Source organism: Lentzea aerocolonigenes, assembly GCF_000955955.1.
GTDB classification, from domain to species: Bacteria; Actinomycetota; Actinomycetes; order Mycobacteriales; family Pseudonocardiaceae; genus Lentzea; species Lentzea aerocolonigenes_A.
In genome coordinates this window covers 1-204 of record NZ_JYJG01000649.1, presented here as the reverse complement: position 1 = coordinate 204, position 204 = coordinate 1, and the positions used below count along the sequence as shown (strand labels likewise).

Annotated in this window: 1 protein-coding gene; it reads left to right on the top strand. The window is 69.1% G+C overall.

Annotated elements, in window-relative coordinates; translation table 11 throughout:
- On the top strand, positions 1-204 hold a 204-nt coding region (locus tag UK23_RS48115), incomplete at both ends, for a ketoacyl-synthetase C-terminal extension domain-containing protein (protein WP_045318580.1).

Genomic DNA, 204 nt, shown 5'->3' with positions numbered 1-204 from the left:
GTGATCAAGATGGTGCAGGCGCTGCGTCACGGCGTGCTGCCGCGGACGCTGCACGTCGGCACCCCGACCACGCAGGTCGACTGGGAGTCCGGAGCCGTCGAGGTGCTGACCTCGCCTCGCACCTGGCCTTCGGTCGATCGTGCGCGTCGTGCCGGCATCTCGTCGTTCGGCGTCTCGGGCACCAACGCCCACGTGATCATCGAG